Here is a 19,307-nt window from a genome sequence, read left to right as displayed (position 1 = left end):
GCGGCGTGAACCAGCCGAAGGTGTAGGTACGCAGGGTGCCAGGGACTCCTCCCGGACCGTCTACTAATCTACGTAGTAGATACGTATTTCAAGGGTGAGGAGTGGGCATGAGGCGGACAAATCGCCGCTGGGCCGTCGTCGGTGTCTCCCTCGCCCTGACACTCGCGGCGTGCAGCACCGGCACCGACGCCGTCTCGCCGGGCTCGACGTTCTCCTTCGTCGCGCCCGGCGGCAAGACGAAAATCTTCTACGACCCGCCCAGCGCCCGCGGCGTGAGCCCGGACATCTCCGGCGACGACCTGCTGCGCCCCGGCACCCACATCGGGCTGGCCGACTACCCTGGCAAGGTGGTCGTGCTCAACATCTGGGGCTCCTGGTGCGGCCCGTGCCGCGCGGAAATGCCCGAATTGCAACGCGTCTACGATCACACCAAGAACTCCGGAGTGACACTGCTCGGCATTGACGTCCGCGACGACACCCGCAGCGCGCCCCAGGACTTCATCCGCAACATCGGCGTCACCTATCCCTCGATCTACGACCCGCCCGGCCGGTCCCTGCTCACGCTGGAGGGCTACCCCCGCAACATCGTTCCCTCCACCATCGTCCTGGACCGCCACCACCGAGTCGCCGCGGTGTTCCTCATGGCGCTGCTGGCCGCTGACCTTCAGCCGGTCGTCGACCGCCTCGCCGCCGAGCCACCGCAACCAATGCCCGCGTCGGCAGGTTCACGGGGTGTCACGTCGTGAGCCTGACCGACGTCGCCGTGTCCGGCCCGTTGGCCTTGGCCTCGCTGCTGGCGATCACCGCCGGCGCGGTGTCCTTCGCCTCGCCGTGCTGCCTGCCACTGGTCCCCGGCTACCTCGCCTACCTCGCCGGGCTGGTCGGCGCGGAAGCCCCACCCGTCGATTCCGCCGGCGCGACCCGGCGCAGTTCCGGGCGGTGGCGGGTCGCCGGGGCCGCGATGCTGTTCGTCGCCGGGTTCGCGGTGGTGTTCATCGGCGCCACGATGGCCGTGCTGGGCGTCTCCGACGCGCTGCTGGCCAACGAGGAACTGCTGCAACGCATCGGCGGGGTCATCACCATCGCGATGGGTCTGGTGTTCCTCGGCGCGTTCCCACTGCTGCAGCGCGGCATGAAAATGCGCCACAAACCCCGGGACGGGTTGTGGGGTGCACCGCTGCTGGGCGCGGTGTACGGGCTGGGCTGGACCCCGTGCCTCGGCCCGACCCTGGCCGGAGTGATCGCGCTCGCCAGCGGCACCAACGTCGGCCCCACCACCGGACGAGGCCTGCTGCTGATCAGCGCGTACTGCCTCGGCCTCGGGTTGCCGTTCATCGCCCTGGCCCTGGGCGCCCGGTGGGCGGTCGGAGCCACGAGCTGGGTACGCCGGCACATCCGCCGCGTGCAGCAGGTCGGCGGACTGTTCCTCATCGCCATCGGCGTCGCGCTGGTCACCGGGCTGTGGGGCGAGGTCATCGGCTGGCTCCGCGGCCCGATCAGCGGTTTCACCGTCCCGCTGTAACTTCCATCAACGAATCCCGCAGCACAGGAGAACCTCATGGCAGGAAAGAACAACTCCAAGTCCGCCCAGGCGCGGTCCGCGCAGAAAGCAGTCGCGCGGGCCCGGTCGGGCCAGCGCCGCGGCGGGGTGCTGTTCGCCGGCGGCGCCGCGATCGTGGTGGCCCTGCTGGTCGTGGTGATCGTCGTGGTCGTCAACTCCCGGGGAGGGTCGGACACCGCCGCGCCGGACTTGAGCGGGCCGCCGGCAACCACCGCGGTCGGGCGCGACACCCCGCCGCCGTGGCCAGCGCCCGCCGACGCGGCCGGGGCGGTCCGTGCGGCCGGGCTGCCCATGCTGTCCGCGGAGGGCACCGTCGAACACATCCATGCCCACCTCGACGTCCTCATCGACGGCCGAGGAGTCGAGGTGCCCGGCCTGATCGGGATCGACCAGGCCGGCGGCAGCATCAGCCCGCTGCACACCCACGACACCACCGGGGTCATCCACATCGAGTCGCCGGTGGCCCGTGTGTTCACCCTCGGCGAGTTCTTCTCGGAGTGGGGTGTCAGCCTCACCGCCGACAACATCGGTGCCCTGCACACCGCCGAAGGCAAGACCCTCCGTGCCTACGTCAACGGCCACCTGCGCCCGGGCAACCCGGCCGCGTTGACGATGAACGCTCACGACGAAATCGCCCTGGTGTACGGACTCCCCCAGGCGTCGGCGCCCGTGCCGTCAAGTTTCACCTTCCCTGCCGGCGAATAGCGTGTGAGGTACGCCAGTGGCAGTCACGACGTCGCTGGCGTGGGGAGGCCGGTGAGGCGGCACAGGACTGTGAACCCGTCCTCAGTACCTGGCCAGTGCGCGTGGACCGCGTCGAGGCCGGCGCGACGTACGACTCCGCGCAGGACGGCGGTGACGATGATCGCGTCGTCCGCATAGCCGAGCACAGGGATGACGTCGGGGATCAGGTCGATCGGCGAGGCGAGGTAAATCAGCAGCAGGCCGAGCCGGACCCGCACCCCGCGCGGGAGCGTCGTGTCGGCAGCCAGTCGACGCACCAGCCGCAGCACGTCGGGCAGCAACCGCAGCGCTTCGCGCAGCAGACCCCCTTTCGGGCGCACGAGCGCCAGCACCAGCACTAGGGCCAGCCACGCCACGACGAGCGCGACGCCGACGCTGATTACCAGGTCCCACCAGAACGACCCCGTCATGCCCGTCCTTCACGCTCTGTCGGCACGCCGAAAACATGTCAGCCACCACCATACGATTCGATACGGGCCGGTCCCGCTACAGGTCCACGACCAGTCGCGGGCCGCGGGAGCGGGAAACACACGGGTAGATCACATCGGTGCGGTCGCGCTCGCTTGCGGGCAGTACGTCGTCGCGGTGGTCGGGGGTGCCGTTCAGGACGCGGAGTTCGCAGGTGCCGCAGAAACCTTGCTCGCACGAGGATAGCGCGGCAGGGACGGCGTCGCGGATCACCGCGAGGAGGCTGCGGTCTGCCGGGACGGCCAGGACTCGGCCGCTGCGGGCCAACTCGACGTCGAACGTCGCGGTAGTGTGCGGTCCGGTCGAGGTCTGTCGGGGGGCGAAGCGTTCGACGTGCAGATGCCGGTTCGGGAAGTCCGCGGCCATGGCCTGTTCGACTGCGGCGATGAGTGCTTCCGGTCCGCAGCAGTACACCACCGCTCCCTCAGGTGTGGCCGACAGCGCTCGAGTGAGGTCGGGAAGTCCGTCGGTGTCCTGGGCAACGAGGTGGATCCGGTCGCCGGTCGGAGCGGGTAGTTCGTCGGTGAAGGCCATGCTGTCGCGAGATCGGCCGCCATAGAGGAGCTGCCAGTCGATGCCGGCGCTCTCGACTCGGCGGATCATCGGCAACAGCGGCGTGATGCCGATGCCACCCGCGACAAACAGATAGTGCTCGGCCAGCGTGAGCGGAAAATGGTTGCTGGGACCCCGTACGGCGATAGCTTGTCCGGCGCGCAGCTGATGGATTTCGCTGGAGCCGCCGCGGCCGCCCGGCACTCGCAGGACCCCCAGCCGATAGCCGGCGCGGTCGGCGGGATCGCCGCACAGCGAGTATTGGCGGACTCTTCCCGACGGCAGCACGAGATCGACGTGCGCGCCCGGTTCCCACGCAGGTAGCCGGTCGCCATCGACGGCGGCGAGGCGCAGCGCGACGACGTCCTCGGCGGCCCAGCGCAACTCGGTGACCCGCACGGGCCACTCACCGGGTTCTCGGCGTCCTGGCGGCGAAATCGCGGATCCGGTGTCCTGAGTGGACGTCGTCGGCTGGTCGGGGTGCCGCCCGCGCAGGAGGCGGTAGGCGCCAAGGAACATGAACAGGCCGCCGAGGATGACCGCGCTCCCCCGGGCCAGTGTCGTGTCGGTTCCCGCGGTCAGCGCGTGCACAGTGACGAGAACGAACACCGCGAACGCCAGCCGGTGCACGTTTTTCCACCAGGTCCGCGGGATGCGCGCGGTCAGCAGCGAGGTGAGCAGGACCGCCGCCATCAGGTAGAACGCGGTCACGCCCCACGCCACGGCGACCGGGCGGTAGCCGGAGGTGAACGGGACCAGCACCTGCGGCAGACCGATGTCCACCCATTTGTCGATGGTCAAGGTCAGCAGGTGCAGGGCGAGGAACACGGCCGAGAGGACCCCGAGGAAGCGGTGCAGGTCCAGCAGCCGCCCCGAGGCGACCCGCGGGCCGAGAATCCGAGTGGCCAGCAACAGTCCGTGGACGACGGTGGCCGATGAGATCCACCAGGCGGTCAACCCGCTGGCGCGGGCGATGTACCACCAGATCTGGGAGTCCACTGCGCAAACCTTTCCAGCGGCCCAACGCGGTGGGCTGTACCGTCCTGCATGGTCAGGATCGCTGCGACACCATGGGTTTCCAGAATGGCGGACCCGTGTTCGAGGTCCGCGATCAGCGCCGCCTTGGCCAGGATTTCCGCCCAGTGGGCGTGCGCGGCGACGACGGTGACAGCGGCCACCGCGCTCGTTGCCGACGCGCCGGTGCGGGGGTCGATCAGATGGTGACGTTTCGTGCCGCCGTGGTGCCAGCGGCGACGCAGGCTGGTGGAGGTTGCCACCGCCCCCGAGGTCAGCGACACGGACGCCAGATCGCGGCCTGGACGGGTTTCGTCGCTGACCGCCACAACCCAGCCTCCTGAGGAGGGCGGTGTTCCCGCGACGCGGACATCCCCGCCGAGGTTGACGCATGCTCCGGCGGCGCCGCGGGTGAGGAGCTCCTCGGCGAGCAGGTCCGCGGCGTAGCCCTTCCCGATTCCGCCCAGGTCGATCCGGACTCCCAGCGGCAGCCGGGCGCGGCGGCGAGCGAGGTCGATGCCGGCGCATCCCGGGGTCGCGGTTGTGGGTGCCCGAGAGTCGACGGTGGCGGGAAGGGTCTCGAAGCTGTGGGTGTAGCCGGCGTTTTCCAGCGCCGGGAGCACCGTGGGGTCGTACAGTCCGCCGGTCAGTTCCCACGCCTCTACGGCCCGCCGCAGTATCGCCACGGTGACCGGCGTGAGCCGCACCCACCGGCCCGCTGAGGTGTTCAGGTGGCTGATTTCGCTGTCCGGACGGAATCGTGACCACCGGCCTTCCCATTCCGCCAGGCGTAGCCGGGCGTGCCGTAGCAGCCCAGGCGGGCCTGCTACGGCAATGACGTGTGCGGTGGAGCCCATGCTGGTGAATCGGGCTTCAACTGCCATTGCTGCGCGTCATCGGGGCCGCGGAAGTCACAGCGGCGGGTGCGGCCTGCGCGGGTGACGGCGTGGTCGACGGTGATCCTGCGGATGACGAACAACCACTGCCGGTGGACCGGGTCACCGGCGTGGCTCCACCGGCAGTGGCCGCGGGAATCGCCGCGCTGATCGGGGAAATTGTCGCGTCCGCGACAGCGTGTGGGCTCAGTGCCGCGACGACAGCGGTCAGCAGAGCGGCGCCTGCCACGGTCAGGCTCCCGATGAGCACTTTGGCCGCCGTTTTCTTGTCGGTCTGCTGCGGGTCGGCGACCATGTCACATGCCGCCCATGCCCATGCCCATACCCATGCCGCCCATGGATTGCTGCGAGGCGGCGCTCGGTGCGGGCATCGCGGTGGACGGCGCCGGGGCGGCAGAGCCGCTCATCGACTTGGGCATGTCGCCTGATTCCTTGCCCATGGTCATTCCCTCCTCCATCCCCATCCGCATCGCTTGGAGCTGCATTTGCATCTCCATGTCCATGCTGGGGCTGCCGTTTGCCGGAAGCGGCGGAGCGGGCACGGCCGCACTCGCCGCAACTGGTTGCGGAGTGGGAGTAGCAGTGCTCGAGGAGCTGCTGTCGGCGATCGCGACCGTGGCGATACCGACGGAAATGCCGGCGATCGCGATTCCGGCGGCGATGGAGAGCGTGGCGCGATGTCCCAGTTTTCCCAGAGCCATGACTTCAGCCTTTCCATTCTGCCGGTGGGGATTGGTGGCGATACCCGCCATTCTACTATCTACGTACGTAGATAGTAGATCAAGTCGGGACCGCGCTCCGCAACCCCCGGCAGATGGTCGACCGCCGGCGAGACGTGTCAGAGCTTCGCGATAGCCACGGGGTCGGTGTCGAGGATCCAGCAGACGCCCGACTCGTCATGCGGCGTCGGGGCACCCTGGTCAGCCCGGTCAAGCAGCGTCTGCAGGTGGGATTCCAGGGCGGCGAGTTCGGCGAGTTGACCACGAACCTGACCCAGCCGCGTGGTGAGGACGTCTCGGACATGCCCGCAGGGTGCGTCTCCGCGATCGCGGACGGCCAGAATCTGACGAACGTCCTGCAGCGACAATCCGGCCGCCTGACCTCGGTGGATGAACCGCAGCCGGTCGGCGATCTCCGGTTCGTAGTCGCGGTAGCCCGAGGACGTGCGCGCCGGCGGGGGCAGCAGGCCAGCGTCCTCGTAGAACCGGATCGTCTTCGTGCTGGTCCCGGTGAGCTTCGCCACGTCGCCGATCTTCATCCACTCATCTCCTTGACCTTCCAGCGCACTGGAAGGATAACACTCGCAACCGAGCCGACAGCCCACACACTCGGAGGCGCCGTGATGACCAACCGGACCATGATCGACACCCCTTCGCCGACCCCACCCACCCCACCGACCCCTACGACGGCGAGCCTGGAGTTCGCCGTCCACGGGATGACGTGTGGCTCGTGCGCCGCCCGCATCCAGCGCACCCTGGGCCGACAGGACGGCGTGAGCGCCGCGGAGGTCAACTTCGCCACCCGTGTCGCCCACGTGACCCTCGCCGACCACCACACCGACCCGGACGAACTGCAGTCCGCAGTGGACAAGATCGGCTACCGGCTCACCCCGCTGGCACCGGCCGCGCCTGCCGTCTCCGACGGTGACGAACAGGCCGCGGCGCAACGATCCTGGCTGCGCCGGATGATCGTGGGCTGGCCCCTCGCGCTGCCCGTGGCGTATCTGGCGATGTTCTCCGGGTCGATCGGGTCGCAACCGTGGGCACGATGGACCGAGCTCGCGCTCACGACCCCGCTGCAGTTCTACGTCGGCTGGCCGTTCCTGCGCGAAGCCGCCCGCCGGGCCCGCCACGGCACCGCGAACATGGACACCCTGATCGCGATCGGCACCCTCGCCGCCTATCTCTTCTCCACCGCGCAGCTCCTGTTCGGCGGCGGCGATACCTACTTCGAAAGCGCCGCGCTGATCATCGTGCTCCTCGCGGTGGGCCGCTACGTCGAAGCGCTCGCCACCGGCCGCGCCGGCAACGCCATCCGGGCGTTGCTGGAACTCGGCGCGAAACAGGCCCGCGTCCTGCGGGACGGACTAGAACTGATGATCCCGGTCGCCGAGGTCCGCATCGGTGATCTGATGCGGGTGCGCCCCGGAGAGAAGATCCCCACCGACGGCCACGTCACCGACGGCTCCAGCGCGGTCGACGAGTCCATGCTGACCGGCGAGTCGATGCCCGTGGACAAGACCCCTGGGGCGAAGGCGGCCGGGGCTACGGTGAACACCAGCGGGGCCCTGACCGTGGCAGCCACCGCCGTGGGATCGGACACCGCGCTCGCCCAGATCGTGGCGATGGTATCCGCCGCGCAGGCCGGGAAAAGCCGCGCGCAACGCCTCGCCGACCGCATCTCCGCGGTGTTCGTGCCCGTGGTGATCGCACTCGCGGCGGCCACCTTCCTCGCCTGGTGGCTCGGCGGGCACGACCCGGTCGCCGGGCTGGTCGCCGCGGTCGCGGTGCTGATCGTCGCCTGCCCGTGCGCACTCGGCCTGGCGACCCCCGTCGCGATCATGGCCGGCACCGGGCGGGGCGCGAAACTCGGCATCCTCATCAAGGGCGTCGAGGTCCTCGAACGCACCCGGAACATCACCACGGTGGTGTTCGACAAGACCGGCACCCTGACCCGCGGTGAGATGTCCCTGACCACCGTCCTCGCCGCGGCCGGCACCGACGACACCGAGCTACTGCGCCGCGCTGGCGCGGTCGAAGCCGACAGCGAGCACCCGATCGGCCACGTCATCGCCGCGGCCGCCCGGCAGCGAACCGGGGATCTGCCCCCGGCGCGGGATTTCGCCGCGGTAGCCGGGCACGGGGTCCGCGCCGACGTCGAGGGCACCGTGGTGACCGTCGGGCGACGCGGGATGCTCACCGAAACGGGGCTGGCCGTACCCGACGGGCTGGACCAGCGCGCGCAGGGGCTGGAGACCGAGGGACGCACCGTGGTGTTCGTGGGGTGGGACGGCGCGGTGCGGGGTGTGCTCGCGGTGGCCGACACGCTCAAGGACAACGCCACCGAGGTTGTCGCGCGGCTGCACCGCATCGGCCTGAAGGTCGTGATGATCACCGGAGACAACGCGCGCACCGCGCAGGTCGTCGCGGCCAAGGTGGGGATCGACCGGGTCCTGGCTGAAGTTCTGCCCTCGGAGAAGCAAGCGGAGGTGTCCGCGCTGCAGGCCGCCGGAGAGGTTGTGGCGATGGTCGGTGACGGCATCAACGACGCCCCGGCGCTGGTGCGGGCGGATCTGGGTATCGCGATCGGTACCGGCACCGATGTCGCGATCGAGTCCAGTGACCTGACGTTGATCAGTGGGGACCTGGGCGGAGTCGCGACGGCGATCAGGTTGTCGCGGCGCACCTACCGAACGATTCTGCAGAATCTCGGCTGGGCGTTCGGCTACAACGTGCTGGCGATCCCGCTGGCCGCGTCCGGCCTGCTCAACCCGATCATCGCCGGTGCCGCGATGGGCTTCTCCTCGGTCAGCGTGGTCGCGAACTCCCTGCGGCTGCTCCGGTTCCGCGACAAGTGAACCGCTCTGCGGCCGCCGGATCAGCACGCCATCGGACCGCACACGGACAGCCCGGTGGCGGCCAGCAGCCCGATCAGGACAGGCCCGGCGGCCACCCCGCCCGCGACCGCGGTCAAGGCGAGCCGCGTCCGCAACCGGCGGGCAGGTGCCGCAGGGGCGGCGAGACGCTGAGCCCGGGCGAGGACACCGACGCCGGTGGCACCCAGAGCGCCGGCCGGGATCGGCGCGACGCCGGACAGGGCAAGCAGTGCGGTGAGGACGTTCCGGGATCCGTGACGGCGTGCGGCGGTGTCGTCGGCGCACATTTCCAGCAGCCGCGCGACTTCGGACGCACCGGTCGTGAACAGGCCGACGCGCGGGAGGATCGCCGCCACACCTCGGGTGGCGGCCAGGATCAGGTGGTGGCGTCCGCTCAGATGGGCCTGTTCATGGGCGAGCACGGCCGCGAGGTGAGGTCCGTCGAGGGCGTCCACCGCGGCGCTGGTGACGACGATCGTGTGCGGCCGCCCCGCCACGCAGTAGGCGAGTCGCTGCGGGGCGTCGAGCACGATCGCCTCGACGCCGGCGATGCGGCGTCCGGTGAGCCGGGCCGACCGCGCGTGGTCATGGGTACTGGTCCGCGCGCGGGCCAAGGACCGGCCGAGCCGCCACGCCACGGCGGCGACCGCTCCGGCGGCGACCACGGTGAGGCCGACAAGTCCTGTTTGGACTTCGACGCCGTAGCGGCCCGTGGCGACCGAGCGCAGCAGCGCGAAGCATGCGGCGAGGACCGTGTCGCCCGGCCGGTTCCAGTTGCGCGCCATGTCCTGCGCAAGCATCACGACGGCGACGGTCCCGGCCGCCATGACGGTGCCGATCGCGGTCAGCCAGGCCGCGACGCCCAGGCGGGGTGCAACACCGCTGCGAGTGAGCCGCAGCAGCGGCCGTGGGGCGAGCACCGTGACGGCGGCGGTGTAGATCAGCAGGCAGGACGCGATGCTCATCCGGCGTCCTCGGTGTCGTTCAGCCGGGCCAGGGTGGCGCGCAGGGCGGCGGATTCCTCGTCGCTGATCTGTTCCAGGAAGTGGCTCAGCACCAGTGAGGGGTTGCCGCCGTCGTCGAGGGCGTCGCGCATCAGCCGGGCGCTGTGCTGCTCGCGGGTCAGGGTGGGCCAATAGAGGAAGGCTTTGCCTTGGCGTTTGCGGGAGAGCCACCCTTTGCGGTGCAGGTTGTCCATCGTGGACATGACCGTGGTGTAGGCGATCTCCCGGTCCAGGCGCAGGTCCTCGAACAGCTCGCGCACCGAGGTTGTGCCCTCCCGGTTCCACAGGCGGTCCATCACGACCGTCTCCAGTTCCCCGAACCCGCCCACGCCACTCCCTCACTGTTCGCTGAGCCGCTGCTCCGTCCCAGGGTACTTCGCCGCCGGCGGCCCGCTCAGCCCCTCGACTTCACCAAGATACTATCTACGTACGGAGATAGTAGGAACGCGCCGGTCACTGCCGGTCGCGGGACGTGAGGAGAGGCGATGCACACCCTGCTCTTGCTGGTCTGCCCCGTGGGAATGGGCCTGATGATGCTGCTCATGGGCCGCGGTACCCGTACCCGCGACACCACCAGCCCCGATCCGGGGACGGCGCAGGAGCTCGCCGCGCTGCGTTCGGAGCTCGCGGAGCTGCGGACCCGGCGGGAAGCGCCGGAACCCGAGCTCACCGGGTCGATTCGTGGGTGAACTGCTGGTCGGGACGACGTTGCTGACGGCGTTCCTCGGCGGTGTGGTCGCGTTGCTGGCGCCCTGCTGTGTGTCGGTGATGCTGCCCGCCTACCTCTCCACCGGGTTCCGCCACCGCGGCGGGGTCGTCCCCGCGACGCTGGTCTTCGGTGCCGGGGTGGCGACGGTGATCCTGCCGATCGGGCTCGGCGCGACGTTCCTGAGCCGCCTGCTGCTCACCCAGCACCTGTGGGTGTTCTCCCTCGGCGGCGCCCTGATGATCGCCGCCGGCGCCGCGACCCTGGCCGGCTGGAAACCGAACCTCCCGATGCCCGGCGGGCGCACGGTGAAGCAGGGCAGCTTCGGGTCGGCGTATGTACTGGGCGCGTTCTCCGGCGCGGCCAGCGCCTGCTGCGCCCCGGTACTCGCCGGTGTCGCGGTCCTCTCCGGCGCCGCGGCGTCGTTCCCGGTGGCCCTGGCCATCGGGGCGGCTTACGTCGCGGGCATGGTCACCCCGCTCGCGCTCGTGGCGCTGGCGTGGGACAAGCGCCGCGAACGCGCCACCCGGCTCCTCACCGACCGCACCGTCACGATCAGGGCGGGCCGGTGGACGCGGCAGATGGCACTGGGCAGCGCGGTCAGCGGCCTGCTGATGGTCGGAATGGGCGCGTTGTCGGTGGTGCTGGCGTTCACCGGACCCGGCATGGCAAGCGGCGGCTGGCAAACCACGCTCAGCGCCTGGCTGCAACATCTCAGCGCCCTCGCGCTCGACGCCCTGTCCTGGATACCGGGCTGGGTCCTGATCGCCGTGCTGGCACTTGGCTTCGCCCTCCTGATCCGACGAGCAACCCGGACGTCGTCACGCGCCGCCGAGGACAACCACCAATCCGACCCCCTGACCGTCGAGGAGAACCGCAGTGAGCAAGACCAGCGATAGCACCGCGCCCCGCCGATCCACCCGCCCCACCGGAGTCAGCCGGTCGACGCTGGTCGTCGTCGCGCTTGTCGCTGTCCTGGCGCTGGGGGCGTTGTTCCTGGTGTACCAGGACTCCCACACCACGGAAGCCCGCGCCACGGGCTCGAGTGATGCCAGCGGTTTCGCGCACGTCGCGGGCCAACCCGGTGTGGGCGTCCCGGCTCCGCCGTTCACTCTCGCCTCCAGCTCCGGTGGACAGGTCAGCTTGGCCGGGTTCCGCGGGAAGACTGTGCTGCTGTACTTCCAGGAGGGCTTGTCGTGCCAGCCGTGCTGGGACCAGATCCACGACCTGGAACAGAACCAAGCCGCGGTGAAAGCCGCCGGGGTAAGCGCGGTCGTGTCGATCACCACCGACCCGGCCGATCTGATCCGGCAGAAGGTAACCGACGAGAAGCTCACCACCCCGGTGCTCTCCGACCCCACTCTCGCGGTCTCGCAGGCCTACAACGCCAACCAGCACGGGATGATGGGCGACATGCGCGACGGCCACAGCTTCATCCTGGTCGGCCCCGACGGCACCATCCGCTGGCGCGCCGACTACGGCGGTGCCCCCGACTACACCATGTTCCTGCCCACCAGCAAGATTCTCACCGACCTGGCCGCCGAGCGGACAGCGTGACCGAACCGCCGCTTGTGGTGATCACCCTGCTCACTCAGCCCGACTGCGGGTTCTGCGACCATGCCAAGACCGTCCTCGACCGTCTCGGCACGCACTATCGCCTGCAGGTCAACGAAATCGACCTGGCCGGCGCCGAAGGCCGGCGCCTCGCGACGCAAGCGGGGGTCCTGTTCGCGCCGGGTGTGCTCGTGGACGGCAGACCGTTCTCGTTCGGACGGCTGTCGGAACGCAAACTCCGTCGAGCCCTGGAAACCGTTACGACGCAGCACGATCGCAGACCATGAGGCGCACCAACCGGCTCGGGCATCGGATCGTGGCGGTCTCGGTTGTCGCGGCTGCGCTCTGGCTGCTGCTGCCCGGCCCTGCGGCGTCGGCGCACGCCACGCTGCTGGGCAGCACACCCCCGGCCGGCTATGCGGTTCCGACCGCGCCCACCGAGCTCACCCTGGACTTCGACGAACCCGTCAGCATCACCGCCACACCGCTGATCCTCACCGGTGCCACCGGCCCGCAACCCGCTCTGGGACGCGCCGGACTGTCACTGGGCGGGCGGCGCTTGTCCGCGCCGGTGTCGGGGCATCTTGCCGACGGCGGCTACCGCCTGCACTGGGAGGTCACCGCCGAGGACGGCGACCTCGTCTCCGGCATCAGCACGTTCGCCGTCGGCACCGCTGCCCCCATCCCGGCCGGCGGCGTGGTCTCCGGCGACGCGATCGACTCACCACTGGTGATCGTCCTGCGCTGGGCTCTGTTCTCCGGACTGTTCCTCGCACTGGGCGGGCTCGCCGGCGACGTCCTGGCCCGCCGCGTCGCGCGCGAAGCCAGCACCGACGACACCGAGCCGCTGCCCCCACGACCATTACTACTGGCAGGCGCCACCCTGGGGACACTCGCCGCGATCGGTCTCGCCCTCAACCAGCGCGGTCTCGCGCTGACAGCGTCTCCGGCCGGTCTCGTGCTGCTCGTCGAAGTCGCCGGGTTCGCCCTGGCCGCCGTACTGGCCATCGTCGCTCGCACCCTCCCCCGGATCACCGGTGTCGCGAGCGTTCCACTGCTCGCGGTCGTGGTCGCGGAAGGCATGCGGGCACACCCGCATGCGGACTCCCCCGTCCTCGGCACCGCCCTGACGATCGTGCACCTGCTCGCCGCCGGGGTGTGGGTCGGCGCCCTGGTCCAGGTGCTGCGGGTGGCACTGACGTGGCGGAGCCGGGCGGGGTGGACCCGTTTGCTGGTCTACGACTACGCCCGCCTCGCCCTGGTCCTGCTGGCGCTCGTGGTCGCGACCGGCACCGCGGAAGCACTCATCGTGCTTCCATCGCTGGTGTCGCTGGTCGACACCTTCTACGGCCTGGTGCTACTCGTCAAGATCGTCTTGGTCGCCGCCGTCATCGTGCTCGCCGCGGCGGGCAGGCGAAGGCTGGGCCGTTCCCGCCGGAACCGCACAGTGCACCCGCTCGGCCGGAGCGCGCGCGGCGAAGTCGCCATCCTGACCGGGGTGCTCGTCGTGACGTCGGTGCTCGTGTCGGTGGCGCCGGCGCGACCGGTCAGCAACGACCTCGCCGCGCCACCGCCGGTGACCGGCGTGGTCGTTCCCGCGGGCACGCTGGCCGGACAGGTAACGGTTATCGCCACCGCCAGCAGCGGCCGGCTCGTCGTCCGGATGAGCACACCCGACCGCGACGACCTCGGTACCGACAACGCCGACACCCCGACCGCCGGCACCGCACCGCCCTACCAGCTGGCGGCAAGCGTCACCGCCAACGCGGCAAGCCAGCGCGCGCTGACGCTGCGGGGCTGCGGCGCGGGCTGCTTCACCACGCCCGTCGACTGGGCCGCCGGGATCAACGACGTCCGGCTGAGTATCGCCGCGCCACCCTGGCATGGAGGCGACGTCGACCTGGACATCCCGTGGCCCTCCCGCGCCGACCCCGCCGTACTGGCCCAGGTGCTCACCGCGATGCACGCGGCGGCGCGCATCGTCGTGCACGAGGCTGTCACCAGCGATTACGACGGCTACCCCGGCGCGGAGTCGGTGCTTCCGCTCAGTGGCACGGAGTTCCTCGCCACCGAGCCCTACGGCAACGGCGGCATCACGCCCGTTGTGCTCGCCACCACCGAGTCAGGTACGGAGCTCGGGTTCGGCTTCCCCCAGGGACAGGTGGTCCGGCTGTTCGTCGGTGCCGACGACCGCATCCTGCGCGAGGAGTACGTCACCCCCAACCACCTGATCACCCGCACCTTCGAGTATCCGGCGTGACGTCTCACGGCTGGTTGTTGCGGGCCAGTGCCTCGCCGATCCGGCGGGCGCCGTCGGGAAACGCGCCGGGGTTCGGACCGGAGTAGTTGAGCCGCAGGTACGAAGCGGGGGGTTCGGCGGGAAACCACTCGTGGCCCGGCGCGACGAGCACCCCGGCCGTTTCGCAGTCCCGGACGAGCCGTGACAGGTCGGTGCTGTCGGGGAGCCGGACCCACAGGTTGAGCCCGCCCTGGGGCAGCCCCTCAAGGTGCGCGGTAGGGACGTGCTCGAGCAGTGCCTCGGCGAGCAGGTCCCGACGCGCAGCCAACTGGTGACGGAGGCTGCGCAGATGAGTGCGCCACGCGGGCTGCGTGACCACGTCGAGCGCGACGGCTTGCAGCAGGCCGCTGACGTACATGGACACGACGTGAAGGTCGGCCAGGATGCGTTCACGGGCCGGGCCACGCGCGATGATCCCCGCGATGCGCACCGCCGGGGAGACGTTCTTCGTCAGTGACCGCAGGTACACGACGTGGCCGCTGTCGTCGCGAGCGGCGATGGGCGTCGGGTCGGCGGTGATCCCGAAGTCGTGCGCCCAGTCGTCCTCGATCAGGAACGCGCCGTGGTGGCGCACGATGTCCAGTACCTGGTCGGCCAGACCGGGTGACCACAGCGCGCCGCTGGGGTTGGCGAAGTTCGGCTGGGCATAGAAGGCTCGGGCGCCGGTCCGGCCGAACGCGCGGGCCAGCTCTTCGGGGTCCGGTCCGTGCGTGCCGCTGGGCACGGGCACGATCTGCACGCCTGCCTGCATGGCGGCGTGGATGGCACCCCAGTAGGTGGGTGACTCCACCAGCAGCGGCCGACCAGCGCCGACCAGCACGCGGAACATACTGCTCAGTCCGCTCTGGCTGCCCGGCAGGATGAGCACGTCGCTGGGCGCGGGCGGCGTGACGCCGACCGGTGCGGCGGTGCCGAGTTCGTTCGCGAACCACGCCTGGAGTTCCGGCAGGCCCGCGGCCGGGGGCCGGTTGACGACCGCGTCGCTGCGGGCGGCACGGGTGAACGCGGCCCTGACCAGGCGCTCGGGCAGCAACTCGCGGTCCGGGTAGCCCGAGTGCAACGCGATCACGTCGTTCGAGGCGGTCCGCAGCGGCGTGGACAGCTGTGCCGTGCGGTTGTCCGGCGTTCCGAGCGCGGCGGTCTGCCAGCCGTAGTCGTTCGGGCGGGCGACACGGATCGCACGCACGAAGGTGCCCACGCCGGGACGGCTCTCGACCATGCCCTGCGCGGTCAACGTCCGCAGCGCCTTCTGCACCGTGACCGGACTCGCCCCGTACCGCGACACCAGCGCCCTGGTCGAGGGCAGCCGCGCACCCGGCGGGGCCGTCGCGAGCCACTCGCGAAGTCCCGAAACTATCCGCGAACTGCTATCGTCCGACATGACACTGAATAGTAGCGCTACTCGCCCAGCGCCCGCTGTGCTATCCCCCTCCCGGGCCGGACTCCGGTGGGGTCTGCTCGGGGTCGCGGCGTTCTCCTTCACCGTCCCGTTCACCCGGATCGCCGTCGAGACCGGCACGATGTCGCCGCTGTTCATCGGGTCCGGCCGCGCCATCATCGCCGGACTGCTCGCCGCCGCGGCGCTGACGATCACGAGGCAGCGCCTGCCCCGCGCGTCCCAGTGGGGACGTCTGGCGATCGTCGCCGGTGGCGTGGTCGTCGGCTTCCCGGTGCTGACCTCGTACGCCCTGACCACCGTGCCCGCCGGCCACAGCGCCGTCGTGATCGCGATCCTGCCCGCCGCGACCGCCGTGACGGCCGTGGTCCGTGGCCGCGAACGACCCCGCGCCTCGTTCTGGGTCATGGCCGCTGCGGGCGTGGTCGCCGCCGTCGGGTTCGCCGCGGTGCAGGGCGGCGGGTTCACCGGCCTGCACCGGGCCGACCTACTGCTGATCGGCGCCGTGGTCGCGGCCGCCATCGGCTACGCCGAAGGAGGGCTCCTCGCACGCGAACTCGGCGCCTGGCAGACCGTGTCCTGGGCGCTCGTGCTCGCCGCGCCGCTGATGATCGCCCTGCTGGTCGTGGCGTTGGCTCAGCATCCCGTGAGCGGCACCCCGATCCAGTGGGCCGCGTTCGCCTACCTGGGCGTGGTGAGCATGTTCCTCGGCTTCTTCGCCTGGTACCGCGGACTCGCCATCGGGCCGATGGTGCGGGTCAGCCAGGTACAGCTGGTCCAGCCCGTGCTGGGGATCGCCTGGGCGGCGTTGTTCCTGCGCGAACAGCTCACCTGGCCCACGGTGCTCGGCGGTATCGCGGTGATCGCGTGCGCCGGGATCGCCGTCCGCGCCCGGTTCGGCCGACCGCCTGCGGAGTGAGTTCGGCGTCAGTCCGACGAGCGCCGTGGCCAGCCCGGATCGCGGGCAGGAACGCCTGGGATACGGCTGGCACCCCGACAACGTTGATCTCCAGTTGTTCGCGCAGGCGGTCGAGAGGCAGGTGTTCTATGGGGCCGGAAAAGGTGACTCCAGCGTTGTTGATCAAGCCGCTGAGCGGTCCGATGTCCTTCGCTGCCGCTGCCGCTGCCAGCTGCGCAGCGTCGGTGACGTCCAGCGCTATCGGCCGGATACGCTCGTGGACTGGAGCGTGAAGTGCGCCGCGGCATTCAGTATGACCCGGTGCCACCGGTGTGAAGTGATCACGCCGACTGGCTCGACGGACGACGAACGCGGCTGGGATACGATCCGGACATGAGCAAGCGCTTAGTCTGCCTCGGCGACTCCTTCACCGAGGGCGTCGGGGATGACGACGACTCCTACCCCAACGGCGTGCGCGGCTGGGCCGATCGGACGGCTGAGCAGCTGGCCATCGGGAATCTCGAGTTCCAGTACGCGAACCTCGCCGTGCGCGGCAAGCTGCTCGCCCAGGTGCTCAGCGAGCAGTTGGACGCTGGTCTGGACATGCGCCCCGACCTCGTGACCCTGTACGCGGGCGGCAACGACCTGATGCGGCCCAAGGTCGACATCGACGCGCTCATCGACGAGCTGGACAAAGCGGTCCGCCGGTTCGTCGAGTCCGGGGCGAAGGTGGTCCTGTTCACCGGTGTGGACGGCGTCGAAGACGCCCTGTTCCGCAAGATGCGTGGCCGCGTCGCCATCTACAACGAGCACATCCGGCTCCTCTCGGCCCGGCACAACACCGTTCTGGTGGACATGTGGGCTATGCGGCAGCTGCGCGACCGCCGCCGGTGGGCCCCCGACCGCCTGCACCTCAACGCGTTCGGCCACACGGAGATCGCGATCGCCCTCCTCGACGCCCTGGGCGAGCCCCACACGCTGGTGCCGGCCGCGCTCGGCGTCCGCGAGTACGTCGATCCGCGTGCTCAGCGGCGCGAGAACCTGCAGTGGGCCAAGGAATACGCGCTGCCGTGGGTCCAGCGCCGCCTGCGCGGGGAGTCCTCTGGCGACACGATCCCGGCCAAACGTCCCGTGCTCGCCCCCGTCGTCACGCCCTGAGGGGGCTCCGCCACCAAACTGAGCCATTCGATCTTCTGGTCTGGACAACCACCGGGTCCCTCGTGAGAGGGTGTGCACCCACCGGTGATGCCGGTCACAGGAGGCGGTCAGCGTGACACTCGACAGCGAAGAAGCCGGCAAGGCTCTGGCCACCGACGACAGCGATCGGCGTAAACAGGTTCGCCGGGCGGCCATGGCCGGGGCCATCGGGACGACCATCGAGTGGTACGACTTTTTCTTGTACAACACCGCCGCGGCCCTGATTTTCCCGCACCTGTTCTTCCCGGCGTCCAGCGGTTACGCCGGCGCGATGCAGTCCTTCGCCACGTACGCCGTCGGCTTCGCCGCCCGCCCGGTCGGCGCGGCGATCTTCGGCCACTGGGGCGATCGGATCGGCCGCAAGAGGACGCTCATCGTCACCCTGCTGATGATGGGTATCTCGTCCGGGATCGTCGGAGTGCTGCCCGGTACCGCGCAGATCGGCGTCGCGGCCCCGCTGATCCTGGTCGCGCTGCGGCTGATCCAGGGCATCGCGATCGGCGGTGAATGGAGCGGATCCGTTCTGCTCGCGATGGAATGGGGAGACCAGCGCAAACGCGGACTTCTCGCCAGCTTCGCGCAGGTCGGTGTGCCCGTCGGGCTGGTGCTGGGCACCGGGGGCATGACCCTCCTTTCGGCGACGCTGTCCGACGCGGCGTTCGCGTCATGGGGCTGGCGGCTGCCGTTCCTCGCGAGCCTCATCCTGGTCGGCGTCGGACTGGTGATCCGGTTGCGCATCCTGGAAACCCCGATGTTCGCGAAGGTCGTCGCCGACAAGAAGACGTCGGCGAACCCGGTCGGCGAGGTGATCAAGCGGCACTGGCGGGAGATCCTGCTTTCCGCTGGGCTGCGCTTCAGCGAGCAGATGCCGTTCTACCTCTTCACCAGCTACGTCCTGGTCTACGTGGTCGCGGAACGCCACTTCAGCAAGACGTTCGTGCTCAACGCCGTGCTCGTCGGAGCCGCGCTCGAGCTGGCGTTCATCCCGTGGTTCTCCCATCTCTCCGATCGCTTCGGCCGGAAACGGGTGTATCTCACCGGTTCGGTGCTGACCGGCTTGATCGCCTTCCCGTACTTCGCCGTGCTGACCAACAGCGGGCAGGCGGTGATCTTCCTGATGATCGTGGTTTCCATGATCCCCCATGGCATGCAGTACGGGCCGCAGGCAGCGCTGATCAGCGAGAGCTTCCCGACCCACCTCCGCTACGGCGGCGCCGGACTCGGTTACCAGCTCGCCTCGGTGTTCGCCGGCGGGCCCGCGCCGCTGCTCGCGACGTACCTGCTGCACGCCACCGGGACGCCGTACTCGATTTCGATCTATATTGTGCTTTCCGCTGTGGTGACGGTGTTGTGCGTCGCGCTGCTGCCCGACCGGTCGCATTCGGACATCACCAGCGACTCGACCTATCTCCGCAAAGCCTGA

General features: G+C 70.1%; 22 protein-coding genes. 12 read left to right on the top strand and 10 right to left on the bottom strand.

Translation table 11 applies throughout. From position 1 onward, the window contains the following. The first annotated feature begins 107 nt into the window (after window positions 1-107). From JWQ81_RS05810 to JWQ81_RS05800, 3 genes are read left to right on the top strand one after another with little or no spacing between them, the layout of a single operon-like run. Window positions 108-746, top strand: coding sequence for a TlpA disulfide reductase family protein (locus tag JWQ81_RS05810; RefSeq protein WP_297538302.1), 639 nt, complete (start codon window positions 108-110; stop codon window positions 744-746). After that, window positions 743-1,522 (top strand): cytochrome c biogenesis CcdA family protein, encoded by a 780-nt coding sequence (locus JWQ81_RS05805; protein WP_297538300.1) that lies wholly within the window; start codon window positions 743-745, stop codon window positions 1,520-1,522. The genes JWQ81_RS05810 and JWQ81_RS05805 overlap by 4 nt, the downstream gene beginning before the upstream one ends. Before the next feature lie 36 nt (window positions 1,523-1,558). Beyond that, window positions 1,559-2,266 (top strand): hypothetical protein, encoded by a 708-nt coding sequence (locus tag JWQ81_RS05800; protein ID WP_297538298.1) that lies wholly within the window; start codon window positions 1,559-1,561, stop codon window positions 2,264-2,266. A 23-nt stretch (window positions 2,267-2,289) separates the two neighbouring features. Here the strand turns inward: JWQ81_RS05800 and JWQ81_RS05795 are convergent, their stop codons facing one another. From JWQ81_RS05795 to JWQ81_RS05770, 6 genes are all read right to left on the bottom strand, one after another. Further along, window positions 2,290-2,715 (bottom strand): YkvA family protein, encoded by a 426-nt coding sequence (locus tag JWQ81_RS05795; protein ID WP_297538296.1) that lies wholly within the window; start codon window positions 2,713-2,715, stop codon window positions 2,290-2,292. 76 nt (window positions 2,716-2,791) lie between these two features. Next, on the bottom strand, window positions 2,792-4,324 hold the full coding sequence (locus tag JWQ81_RS05790; protein WP_297538294.1) for a 2Fe-2S iron-sulfur cluster-binding protein: 1,533 nt from the start codon (window positions 4,322-4,324) through the stop codon (window positions 2,792-2,794). Further along, complete coding sequence (locus JWQ81_RS05785) at window positions 4,279-5,196, bottom strand: FAD:protein FMN transferase (protein WP_297538292.1); 918 nt, start codon at window positions 5,194-5,196, stop codon at window positions 4,279-4,281. The genes JWQ81_RS05790 and JWQ81_RS05785 overlap by 46 nt, the downstream gene beginning before the upstream one ends. Window positions 5,197-5,212: 16 nt before the next feature. Beyond that, on the bottom strand, window positions 5,213-5,530 hold the full coding sequence (locus tag JWQ81_RS05780; protein WP_297538290.1) for a hypothetical protein: 318 nt from the start codon (window positions 5,528-5,530) through the stop codon (window positions 5,213-5,215). Between the two features lies 1 nt (window position 5,531). Then, window positions 5,532-5,936: a hypothetical protein gene (locus tag JWQ81_RS05775; protein WP_297538288.1), complete on the bottom strand. Its 405-nt coding sequence runs from the start codon at window positions 5,934-5,936 to the stop codon at window positions 5,532-5,534. Window positions 5,937-6,073: 137 nt separating this feature from the next. Next, entirely contained in the window at window positions 6,074-6,493 is a 420-nt protein-coding gene (locus tag JWQ81_RS05770; RefSeq protein ID WP_297538286.1) for a heavy metal-responsive transcriptional regulator, read from the bottom strand. An 84-nt stretch (window positions 6,494-6,577) separates the two neighbouring features. On the opposite strand from JWQ81_RS05770, the gene JWQ81_RS05765 reads away from it, so the two are divergent. Then, window positions 6,578-8,812, top strand: coding sequence for a cation-translocating P-type ATPase (locus tag JWQ81_RS05765; protein WP_297538284.1), 2,235 nt, complete (start codon window positions 6,578-6,580; stop codon window positions 8,810-8,812). Window positions 8,813-8,832: 20 nt separating this feature from the next. Here the strand turns inward: JWQ81_RS05765 and JWQ81_RS05760 are convergent, their stop codons facing one another. After that, window positions 8,833-9,795 carry a M56 family metallopeptidase gene (locus JWQ81_RS05760; RefSeq protein WP_297538282.1) on the bottom strand — a complete coding sequence of 321 codons (963 nt, stop codon included), beginning with the start codon at window positions 9,793-9,795 and terminating at the stop codon, window positions 8,833-8,835. Further along, a complete protein-coding gene (locus tag JWQ81_RS05755) occupies window positions 9,792-10,163 on the bottom strand; it encodes a BlaI/MecI/CopY family transcriptional regulator (protein WP_297538280.1) in 372 nt (123 codons plus the stop codon). The genes JWQ81_RS05760 and JWQ81_RS05755 overlap by 4 nt, the downstream gene beginning before the upstream one ends. A gap of 156 nt (window positions 10,164-10,319) precedes the next feature. On the opposite strand from JWQ81_RS05755, the gene JWQ81_RS05750 reads away from it, so the two are divergent. The 5 genes from JWQ81_RS05750 to JWQ81_RS05730 are packed head-to-tail and all read left to right on the top strand — an operon-like array spanning window position 10,320 to window position 14,354. After that, entirely contained in the window at window positions 10,320-10,523 is a 204-nt protein-coding gene (locus tag JWQ81_RS05750) for a hypothetical protein (RefSeq protein ID WP_297538278.1), read from the top strand. Next, window positions 10,516-11,439, top strand: coding sequence for a cytochrome c biogenesis CcdA family protein (locus JWQ81_RS05745; RefSeq protein WP_297538276.1), 924 nt, complete (start codon window positions 10,516-10,518; stop codon window positions 11,437-11,439). The genes JWQ81_RS05750 and JWQ81_RS05745 overlap by 8 nt, the downstream gene beginning before the upstream one ends. After that, window positions 11,420-12,097 (top strand): peroxiredoxin family protein, encoded by a 678-nt coding sequence (locus tag JWQ81_RS05740; protein WP_297538274.1) that lies wholly within the window; start codon window positions 11,420-11,422, stop codon window positions 12,095-12,097. Before JWQ81_RS05745 ends, JWQ81_RS05740 begins: the two co-directional genes overlap by 20 nt. Then, window positions 12,094-12,381 (top strand): glutaredoxin family protein, encoded by a 288-nt coding sequence (locus JWQ81_RS05735; RefSeq protein ID WP_297538272.1) that lies wholly within the window; start codon window positions 12,094-12,096, stop codon window positions 12,379-12,381. The genes JWQ81_RS05740 and JWQ81_RS05735 overlap by 4 nt, the downstream gene beginning before the upstream one ends. Then, window positions 12,378-14,354 carry a copper resistance CopC family protein gene (locus JWQ81_RS05730; protein WP_297538270.1) on the top strand — a complete coding sequence of 659 codons (1,977 nt, stop codon included), beginning with the start codon at window positions 12,378-12,380 and terminating at the stop codon, window positions 14,352-14,354. The genes JWQ81_RS05735 and JWQ81_RS05730 overlap by 4 nt, the downstream gene beginning before the upstream one ends. Before the next feature lie 4 nt (window positions 14,355-14,358). Here JWQ81_RS05730 and JWQ81_RS05725 read toward each other — a convergent pair whose 3' ends face one another. Further along, window positions 14,359-15,774: a PLP-dependent aminotransferase family protein gene (locus JWQ81_RS05725; protein WP_297538268.1), complete on the bottom strand. Its 1,416-nt coding sequence runs from the start codon at window positions 15,772-15,774 to the stop codon at window positions 14,359-14,361. Window positions 15,775-15,811: 37 nt separating this feature from the next. Here JWQ81_RS05725 and JWQ81_RS05720 point away from each other — a divergent pair, with 37 nt between their 5' ends. Beyond that, complete coding sequence (locus JWQ81_RS05720; RefSeq protein WP_297538266.1) at window positions 15,812-16,708, top strand: DMT family transporter; 897 nt, start codon at window positions 15,812-15,814, stop codon at window positions 16,706-16,708. Here JWQ81_RS05720 and JWQ81_RS05715 read toward each other — a convergent pair. Continuing rightward, entirely contained in the window at window positions 16,617-17,015 is a 399-nt protein-coding gene (locus JWQ81_RS05715) for an SDR family NAD(P)-dependent oxidoreductase (protein WP_297538264.1), read from the bottom strand. The genes JWQ81_RS05720 and JWQ81_RS05715 overlap by 92 nt on opposite strands. Before the next feature lie 65 nt (window positions 17,016-17,080). On the opposite strand from JWQ81_RS05715, the gene JWQ81_RS05710 reads away from it, so the two are divergent. Together JWQ81_RS05710 and JWQ81_RS05705 are read left to right on the top strand one after the other, a co-directional pair. After that, the gene (locus JWQ81_RS05710; protein ID WP_297538262.1) at window positions 17,081-17,845 is read left to right on the top strand and encodes an SGNH/GDSL hydrolase family protein; all 765 of its coding nucleotides are present in this window, start codon (window positions 17,081-17,083) and stop codon (window positions 17,843-17,845) included. Between the two features lie 193 nt (window positions 17,846-18,038). Then, window positions 18,039-19,307, top strand: coding sequence for an MFS transporter (locus JWQ81_RS05705; RefSeq protein ID WP_297538401.1), 1,269 nt, complete (start codon window positions 18,039-18,041; stop codon window positions 19,305-19,307).

It is taken from the genome of Amycolatopsis sp., from assembly GCF_025464955.1.
Taxonomy (GTDB): domain Bacteria; phylum Actinomycetota; class Actinomycetes; order Mycobacteriales; family Pseudonocardiaceae; genus Amycolatopsis.
The sequence above is the reverse complement of the archived record's forward strand: the minus strand, read 5'-3'. Positions and strand labels throughout refer to the sequence as shown.

What these genes read in the sequence shown, in the direction of transcription:
- JWQ81_RS05775 (WP_297538288.1), bottom strand. Translation starts at nt 5,936, where the DNA reads ATGGCTCTGGGAAAACTGGGACATCGCGCCACGCTCTCCATCGCCGCC.
- JWQ81_RS05800 (WP_297538298.1), top strand. Translation starts at nt 1,559, where the DNA reads ATGGCAGGAAAGAACAACTCCAAGTCCGCCCAGGCGCGGTCCGCGCAG.
- JWQ81_RS05705 (WP_297538401.1), top strand. Translation starts at nt 18,039, where the DNA reads ATGGCCGGGGCCATCGGGACGACCATCGAGTGGTACGACTTTTTCTTG.
- JWQ81_RS05785 (WP_297538292.1), bottom strand. Translation starts at nt 5,196, where the DNA reads ATGGGCTCCACCGCACACGTCATTGCCGTAGCAGGCCCGCCTGGGCTG.
- JWQ81_RS05770 (WP_297538286.1), bottom strand. Translation starts at nt 6,493, where the DNA reads ATGAAGATCGGCGACGTGGCGAAGCTCACCGGGACCAGCACGAAGACG.
- JWQ81_RS05795 (WP_297538296.1), bottom strand. Translation starts at nt 2,715, where the DNA reads ATGACGGGGTCGTTCTGGTGGGACCTGGTAATCAGCGTCGGCGTCGCG.
- JWQ81_RS05810 (WP_297538302.1), top strand. Translation starts at nt 108, where the DNA reads ATGAGGCGGACAAATCGCCGCTGGGCCGTCGTCGGTGTCTCCCTCGCC.
- JWQ81_RS05760 (WP_297538282.1), bottom strand. Translation starts at nt 9,795, where the DNA reads ATGAGCATCGCGTCCTGCCTGCTGATCTACACCGCCGCCGTCACGGTG.
- JWQ81_RS05750 (WP_297538278.1), top strand. Translation starts at nt 10,320, where the DNA reads ATGCACACCCTGCTCTTGCTGGTCTGCCCCGTGGGAATGGGCCTGATG.
- JWQ81_RS05780 (WP_297538290.1), bottom strand. Translation starts at nt 5,530, where the DNA reads ATGGTCGCCGACCCGCAGCAGACCGACAAGAAAACGGCGGCCAAAGTG.
- JWQ81_RS05710 (WP_297538262.1), top strand. Translation starts at nt 17,081, where the DNA reads ATGAGCAAGCGCTTAGTCTGCCTCGGCGACTCCTTCACCGAGGGCGTC.
- JWQ81_RS05725 (WP_297538268.1), bottom strand. Translation starts at nt 15,774, where the DNA reads ATGTCGGACGATAGCAGTTCGCGGATAGTTTCGGGACTTCGCGAGTGG.
- JWQ81_RS05765 (WP_297538284.1), top strand. Translation starts at nt 6,578, where the DNA reads ATGACCAACCGGACCATGATCGACACCCCTTCGCCGACCCCACCCACC.
- JWQ81_RS05730 (WP_297538270.1), top strand. Translation starts at nt 12,378, where the DNA reads ATGAGGCGCACCAACCGGCTCGGGCATCGGATCGTGGCGGTCTCGGTT.